Source organism: Cupriavidus sp. WS, from assembly GCF_000395345.1.
In the GTDB taxonomy this organism is placed as follows: Bacteria; Pseudomonadota; Gammaproteobacteria; order Burkholderiales; family Burkholderiaceae; genus Cupriavidus; species Cupriavidus basilensis_B.
Genome location: NZ_AQPL01000412.1, coordinates 1 through 7,458, shown reverse-complemented (window position 1 = coordinate 7,458; position 7,458 = coordinate 1). Strand labels below are relative to the sequence as shown.

The window sequence follows — 7,458 nt, the reverse complement described above, 5'->3', positions numbered from 1 at the left end:
CCGCCTCCGCTGCCGGCGCCAGCCTCGGCGTGGCCGCCACGGCGGTGCGCGCCATCGAGCTGAGCCTCTCGGCGCGCATGGGCGACGGCGACGCGCCGCGCTATTTCCAGAAGATCTGCATGACCGGCCTATGAGCAAGCACCCGCCCTTTCCCGTCCGCCGCCGCGCGCCGCGCCGCCAGCGCGGCGCGGCCGTGGTCACGGCGCTGCTGGTGGTGACGCTGGCGGTGGTGATCGTGTCCGGCATGCTGTGGCGCCAGCAGGTGCAGATCCGCTCGATCGAGAACCAGCGCCTGCTGGCCCAGGCCACCTGGATCGAGCGCGCCGCGGTCGACTGGGCCCGCCTGATCCTGCGCGACGACCAGCGCCGCACCAGCGTGGACCAGCTCGGCGAGCCCTGGGCCGTGCCCATCGCCGAGACCCGGCTGTCGGATTTCCTCGGTGCCGCGCTGCGCACCGACCAGGAAGGCGAGACCTCCTTCCTCTCGGGCCGCATCCAGGACGCCCAGGCCCGCTTCAACCTCAGCAACCTGGTGCTGTGGAGCACCAGCGAGTCGCAGGGCCGCATCGCCACCATCGACCCCTCCGGCGTGGCGGTCTACCGCCGCCTGCTGCAGACGCTCGGCCTGAACGCCGCGCTGGCCGATCCCACCGCGCGCTACCTGGCCAGCGCGGCGATGGGCAGCGGCAGCAGCGGCGGCGATGGTGACGGCGGCGGCCGGCCGGGCCTGCGCGCGCCCGACGGCATCGACGACCTGCTCGCCATCCCGGGCTACACGCCGAACATCGTGGCCGCGCTCGAGCCCTTCGTCGACCTGCTGCCCGAACGCACGCTGGTCAACGGCAACACCGCCGAGGCCGAGGTGCTGTCCGCGGTGATCGACAAGCTGCCGCTGGACCGCGCGCGTGAACTGGTGCGCCAGCGCGACCGCGCCTATTTCAACAACATCACCGACCTGCAATCGCAGTTGCGCACGCTGGCGCCACAGGCCGACCCCAACAGCGCCACCAGCACGCTCGACGTGCGCACCCACTATTTCCTGGTCTACGGCCTGATCCGCCACGAGCGCGCCACCCGCATGCAGGTGTCGCTGGTCTACCGCGGCGAAGTAATGGGCAATGCCAACACCACGCGGGTGGTGTGGGTGCGCGACCTCGACCGCATGCCGGAGCAGCGCTGAGTCCGCCGCGGGAGGGTGCCGGAGGGGTACTGAAAAACGGCAGGAAAGGGGGCCAGAAGGGGGACCAGAAAGGCCCCGCAGGGAGGCCCGCCAACTGCCGCCAAAGGCGCCTGCAGCCGGGGCTGGCGGGCGTTTGAGAGCGGCCGTCATACAGATACGTATTGACGCCAATTCGTCACACAGGCAAGGTATGCTCCGGCCCGGCGGAAGCGGTAGTCCAAGGTCTTGCGCTTCTTCGCCTGTCCAGTGCCGCCGGCAGCATCGCAGCCGGCGTCTTTCGCGCAGCGGAGCGCTCCGCCGCGCGGGCCGCCTGTTCCCCCGCCATCGTTCATTGACGCCGTTGCTGGCGCTGTAGCAAGGAAATCTTGAGCACCACCCTGTACGTCCGCCTGCCGCACAGGCCGCACGATCAGCCGCAACCCTGGCACTTCGGCTCGCTGCCGTTCGCGCTGGTGCGCGCGGCCGCCACCGGCCGTGGCCGCCGCCAGGGCGCCCAGGCGGCGCCGCAGTTGTTGCGCGAAGGCCACGCTCCCATCGCCGAATTGCCCGCCGCCGAGCGCCTGGTCCTGATCATGGCCGCCAGCGACGTATTGCTCACCCCGGCCACGGTGCCGCCGCTGGCGCCGGCGCGCCTCAAGCTGGCGCTGCCCAACCTGGTGGAAGACGTGCTGGCCGCCGACGCCCAGCTCAGCCACATCGCGGTCGGCCCGGCGCTGGACGCGCCCGTCGCCAAGGCCGCCGCCGGCGCCCGCAAGCGCCTGCTGATGGTGGCCGACCGCGCCTGGCTGCGCGCGGTGATGGACGCCTTCGCCGGGCACCGCCACCGCCGCCGCCACGTGCTGCCGGCGCAGTTGTGCCTGCCGCTGCCGGCGCCGCTGCCGCAGGACGAAGACGACGCCGAAAGCGCCGCCGCCGCGCCGATGGCCGCGCTGGCGCTCGAAGCCGCCACCCTGACCAGCGCCTCGCCCCTGTTCGAAGCCGAAGGCGCGCCGGCCGTGCCCGCGCCCGCGCCGGCCTCCCGCTTCTGGCAACTGACCGTGCGCAGCGGCGAGCACGCCGGCTACGGCCTGCTGCTCGGCGACGACGCGCTCGGCGCCTGGCAGGCGCTAGCGCCGGCGGGCGACTGGTACGCCGCGCCGGAAGCGCTCGCCCAGGCCGCGCCGCCGGGCGCGCGCGCGCTCGGCTGGCCGGTGTGGATCGCGGGCGCGCAGGCCAGCCTGCTCGACCCCACGCTCGACCTGGCCCAGTTCGAATTCGCCCAGGGCCGCGCCGACCGCTGGAACCTGCTGGCCTGGCGCCTGCCGCTGGCGCTGGCCGCCGGCCTGCTGCTGGTGCAGCTGGTCGGCATGAACGCGCAGTGGCTGATGCTCGGCCAGGAAGAAAAGCGCCTGCTGGCAGGCCAGGAACAGGCACTGCGCAGCGCCTTCCCGCAGATCCCGGTGGTGATCGACCCGCCGCTGCAGATGCGCCGCCAGGTCGACCAGCTGCGCCTGGCCAGCGGCCGCAGCACGCCCGACGACTTCCTGCCGCTGGCCGACCGCTTCGGCCAGGCCGCCCGCCAGCTCGCGCCGGACGCCCTGCTGGCGCTCGAATACCGCGGCCGCACCCTGTTCGCCACCCTCAAGCCCGGCACCAACACCGAGGCGCTGCGCAGCGCGGCACGCCAGTCCGGGCTGGCGATGGAGCCGGACGACAGCCAGCCCGACGCCGCGCGCGGCAACGCGCCGGCCGGCACGCGCTGGTCGATCAAGCCCAGCCTGTGAGCGCGCCCCGCCAAGTGAACCCGATGAAACAGACCGCATCCCAGCCCGCCGCCGCCCGCCGCCGCACCGCCGAACGGCTGGCGCGCCTGCGCCCGCGCGTGCCGCAGCGCTGGCAGGAGCGCTTCCAGGCGTTCTGGTCGGCGCGCAATCCGCGCGAGCAGGCCATCCTCGCCGCCGGCAGCGCCGTGCTGGCGCTGGTGATCGGCTACACCGTGCTGTGGGAGCCCGCCGCCGACGGCCGCGCCCGGCTGCAGCGCAGCCTGCCGCAGCTGCGCACCGACCTCGCCGAGATGGAGACGCTGGCGCAGGAAGCGCGCAGCCTGTCCGCCAGCCCGGCGCCGTCGCTGCGCGGCGAGGCGCTCTCGCAGGCGCTGCAGGACAGCCTGGCCCAGCACGGCCTCAAGGCCACGCGGCTGGCCAGCACCGGCGACAGCGGCGTGCAGCTCCAGCTCGACAAGGTGCCGTTCGGCGCGGTGGCGGGCTGGCTGCAGGACGTGCGCCAGCAGCAGCGGCTCAAGATCACCGAAACCCGCATCGTCTACGTGGGCGCCACCGCGCTGGTGAACGTCACGGCCACCCTGCAAGGTCCGGCCGCCAGCCCCGGCGGGCGCGGCTGATGGCGCGCCTCGAGGCCCTCCGGCTGGCCCGCCGCGGCGTGCGCCGCCCGCGCGGCTGGCGCAGCGTGGGCTGGCTCGCGCTGGGCCTGGCCACGGTCGCGCTGACCGTGCTGGCGGCGTTTCCGGCGGCCTGGATCGCCGACGGCATCGCCAGCCGGAGCCAGCGCCGCGTGCTGCTGGCCGACGCCGAGGGCTCGCTGTGGCACGGCAGCGCCACGCTGGCGCTGTCCGCCGGCGCCGGCAGCGAGACCGCCACCGTGCTGCCCGGGCGGCTGCAATGGTCGGTGGCGTTCTGGCCGCTGCTCGGCGGCACCCTGCGCCTGGCGGTGACGCACTCGGAGGCGATGAGCAGCCCGGTCGGCGTGGCCGTCACGCCGCTGGGCTGGAGCGCGCAGGCCGGCGCCATCCGGCTGCCGGCGTCGCTGCTCGAAGGCGTGGGCGCGCCGTTCAACACGCTGCGCCCGGACGGCCGGATGCGGCTCGACTGGTCCATGCTGCAGGGCCGCTTCTTCCGCGGCGCGGGCCAGGGCGGCGGCGGCCTGAACGGCCACCTGACGCTGCGCCTCGAGCAAGTATCATCGGCCGTCAGCCGGGTGCGCCCGCTGGGCAGCTACCGGGCCGAGATCGACTGGGCCGGCGCCGCCGGCAAGCTGGAACTGACAACCCTTGCCGGGCCGCTGCACCTGCGAGGCAGCGGCACCCTGGGCCGCCAGGCGCGCTTCGAGGGCACGGCCAATGCCGACCCCGACGCCGCCGCGCAATTGGTGGGCCTGTTGAGCCTGCTGGGACGACGTGAGGACAATGTGACACGGCTGCGCTTCTGACCCAGGCGGCCGGTGCGCCTGTGCGCACCGCCCCCGCAGCCCGGAACCGATTATGAAAACCCAAGCCCTACGACCTTCGTTCAAGACCTGCTGCGCCCGCGCGACCGCGCTGCTGTGCGGCCTCTCCCTGCTGGCGCCGGCGCCGCTGTGGGCCCAGCAACCGGCCCCCGCGTCCGCGCAGCCGGCCCAGCCCGGCCAGCCGCCGGACCTGACCCCGCGCAACCGCGACCAGGTCGTGCTCAACTTCGTCAACGCCGATCTCGAATCGGTGGTGAAGGCGGTCGGGCAGGCCACCGGCAAGAACTTCGTGATCGACCCGCGCGTGAAGGGCTCGGTGAACCTGGTGACGGAGCAGCCGGTGTCGCGCTCGCAGGCGCTGGAGACGCTCGGCTCGGTGCTGCGCATGCAGGGCTACGCGATGGTCGAGAGCAACGGCTTCACCAAGGTGGTGCCGGAAGCCGACGCCAAGCTGCAGGGCTCGCCGATCGTGGTCAGCGGCGGCCGCTCGCGCGGCGACCAGGTGGTGACCCAGGTGTTCCGCCTCAACTACGAGTCGGCCAACAACCTGGTGCCGGTGCTGCGGCCGATGATCGCGCCCAACAACACCATCACCGCCTATCCGGGCAACAACACGCTGGTCATCACCGACTACGCCGAGAACCTGCAGCGCCTGGCCCGCATCATCGCCGCCATCGACGCGCCGGCCTCGGGCGAGGTCGAGCTGGTGCCGCTCAAGAACGCCATCGCCAGCGACACCGCGCTGGTGCTGCAGAAGCTGATGGACCCGGCCGCCGCGGGCGGCACCGCGGGCGGCGCGCCGGGCGTGGACGCCAGCCTGCGCACCACCGTGGTGGCCGAGCCGCGCAGCAACTCGCTGATGGTCCGCGCGCCCAGCCGCGCGCGCCTGCAGCAGGCGCGCCAGCTCATCGAGAAGCTCGACCAGCCCTATGCGCGGCCCGGCAACATCTGGGTGGTACCGCTGAAGAACGCCGACGCCACCAAGCTGGCGCAGACGCTGCGCGCCATCGTCGCCGCCGACAGCTCGTTCAGCACCAGCCAGCAGGGCGCGGGCGGCACGGGCAGCACGGGCGCCGGCGGCCTGCTCAACACCTCCACGTCCACCAGCGGCCAGTACAGCGGCGGCACCACGGGCTCGCGCAGCAGCGGCAGCAGCAGCTACGGGTCCGGCTCGGGATCGGGCTTCGGCTCGGGCGGCGGCTCGGCCTTCTCGGCCTCGTTCGCCACCAACAACCTGCCGACCACCGGCGGCATCATCCAGGCCGACCCGTCCACCAACTCGCTCATCATCACCGCCAGCGAGCCGGTCTACCGCAACCTGCGCGCCGTGATCGACGACCTCGACCTGCGCCGCGCGCAGGTCTACATCGAATCGATGATCGTGGAGGTGTCGTCCACCCAGACCGGGCAGCTCGGCATCCAGTGGCAGGGCCTGCTCAGCTCCAGCGGCAACAACACCAACGTGTTCGCCGGCACCAACTTCGGCACCGGCGGCCAGAACATCATCAACCTGACCGGCGCCGTGGCCGGCATCGCCGCCAACGGCACCTCGGCGATCGCCTCGGCATCGGGGCTGGTGCCGGACCTGGCCGGCCTGAATCTCGGCATCGTCAACAAGGCCGTCGGCCTGGGCGCGCTGCTGCGCGCGCTGGGTACCGACGGCAGCGTCAACCTGCTGTCCACGCCGAACCTGATCACGCTGGAAAACGAGGAAGCCAAGATCCTGATCGGCCAGAACATCCCGATCACCACCGGCTCCTACGCGCAGACCGGCAGCTCGGCCTCGGTCACGCCGTTCCAGACCTTCGACCGCAAGGACGTCGGCATCACGCTGCGGGTCAAGCCGCAGATCACCGACGGCGGGCTGGTCAAGATGCAGATCTACCAGGAGTCGTCCTCGGTGGTGGCGGGCACCGCCACCCTGACGCAGGGCCCGACCACCAACGTGCGCTCGATCGAGACCAACGTGCTGGTGGACGACGGCCAGATCATCGTGCTCGGCGGCCTGATCGAGGACACCTACGGCGACGGCGTGCAGAAGGTGCCCGGCCTGGGCGACCTGCCGTGGATCGGCGGCCTGTTCCGCTACGAGAACAAGAACCGCGGCAAGACCAACCTGCTGGTGTTCCTGCGCCCCTACGTGATGCGCACCGCCGGCGCCACCGACCGCCTCACGCAGGACCGCTACGACTACATCCGCGGGCTGCAGCAGGGCTACGTCTCGCCCAACACCATGACGCGCGACACCAACACGCCGGTGCTGCCGCCGGCCGACGCGCCGGCCGCGCCGTTCGTCGACCCGCGTTCGCGCGGCCCGGTGCCGGGCCCGCTGCCGCTGGAGCAGACGCTGCCGCTCACGCGCCAGCAGCCCGTGCCGGGCGCGTCCGACAATGCCGGCGCGCGGGGCCAGGCCAGCGCCGCCGGCGCGGCCGGTGGCGCGCCCGACGCTACCCCGCTGCCGCCGGGCATCCATCTCGGCAACGCGACGGTGGACGCCGCGCGCGGGGCGAACTGAGACACGCCATGCCAACTAGCACCGCCCCTGCCGCGCCGCCGGAGCCGCCCTCGACCCTGGCCGCGCGCCTGGTGCCCTACGGCTTCGCGCGCGAGGCGCGCCTGCTGATCGCGCACCAGCGCGCCGACGGGCTGGAAGTGTGGGTCAGCAGCGGCACCTCGCCGGCGGCGCTGGCCGAGCTCACGCGCGTGCACGGGCCGCTGCGCCTGCGCGTGCTGACGCCCGAGGCGCTCGAGCTGGCCATGTCCGAGGCCTACAACCGCCAGGACAGCGGCAGCGCCGCGCAGGTGGTGGGCGAGGTGGAAGGCGAGGTCGACCTGTCGCGCCTGATGCAGGACATCCCGGCCGTGGAAGACCTGCTCGAGTCCGAGGACGACGCGCCCATCATCCGCATGATCAACGCGCTGCTCACGCAGGCCGCGCGCGAAGGCGCCTCCGACATCCACATCGAGCCGTTCGAGTCGTCCTCGGTGGTGCGCTTCCGCGTGGACGGCACGCTGCGCGACGTGGTGCGCCCGAAGAAGGCGCTGCACGGCGCGCT

Annotated in this window: 6 protein-coding genes; all 6 read left to right on the top strand. The window is 73.3% G+C overall.

Annotated elements, in window-relative coordinates:
* The first annotated feature begins 130 nt into the window (after positions 1-130).
* Positions 131-1,180, top strand: coding sequence for a type II secretion system minor pseudopilin GspK (gene gspK / locus K206_RS0128850; protein WP_020205834.1), 1,050 nt, complete (start codon positions 131-133; stop codon positions 1,178-1,180).
* A 365-nt stretch (positions 1,181-1,545) separates the two neighbouring features.
* Positions 1,546-2,943, top strand: a complete 1,398-nt coding sequence (gene gspL, locus K206_RS0128845; RefSeq protein WP_020205833.1) for a type II secretion system protein GspL — start codon at positions 1,546-1,548, stop codon at positions 2,941-2,943.
* A gap of 23 nt (positions 2,944-2,966) precedes the next feature.
* Positions 2,967-3,560 (top strand): type II secretion system protein M, encoded by a 594-nt coding sequence (locus K206_RS0128840; RefSeq protein WP_020205832.1) that lies wholly within the window; start codon positions 2,967-2,969, stop codon positions 3,558-3,560.
* Positions 3,560-4,384 (top strand): type II secretion system protein N, encoded by an 825-nt coding sequence (locus K206_RS0128835; protein WP_020205831.1) that lies wholly within the window; start codon positions 3,560-3,562, stop codon positions 4,382-4,384. The genes K206_RS0128840 and K206_RS0128835 overlap by 1 nt, the downstream gene beginning before the upstream one ends.
* Before the next feature lie 52 nt (positions 4,385-4,436).
* Positions 4,437-6,917 carry a type II secretion system secretin GspD gene (gene gspD / locus K206_RS39585; protein ID WP_020205830.1) on the top strand — a complete coding sequence of 827 codons (2,481 nt, stop codon included), beginning with the start codon at positions 4,437-4,439 and terminating at the stop codon, positions 6,915-6,917.
* Between the two features lie 8 nt (positions 6,918-6,925).
* The coding region (locus K206_RS0128825) for an ATPase, T2SS/T4P/T4SS family (RefSeq protein WP_020205829.1) at positions 6,926-7,458 on the top strand (533 nt) is incomplete at its 3' end.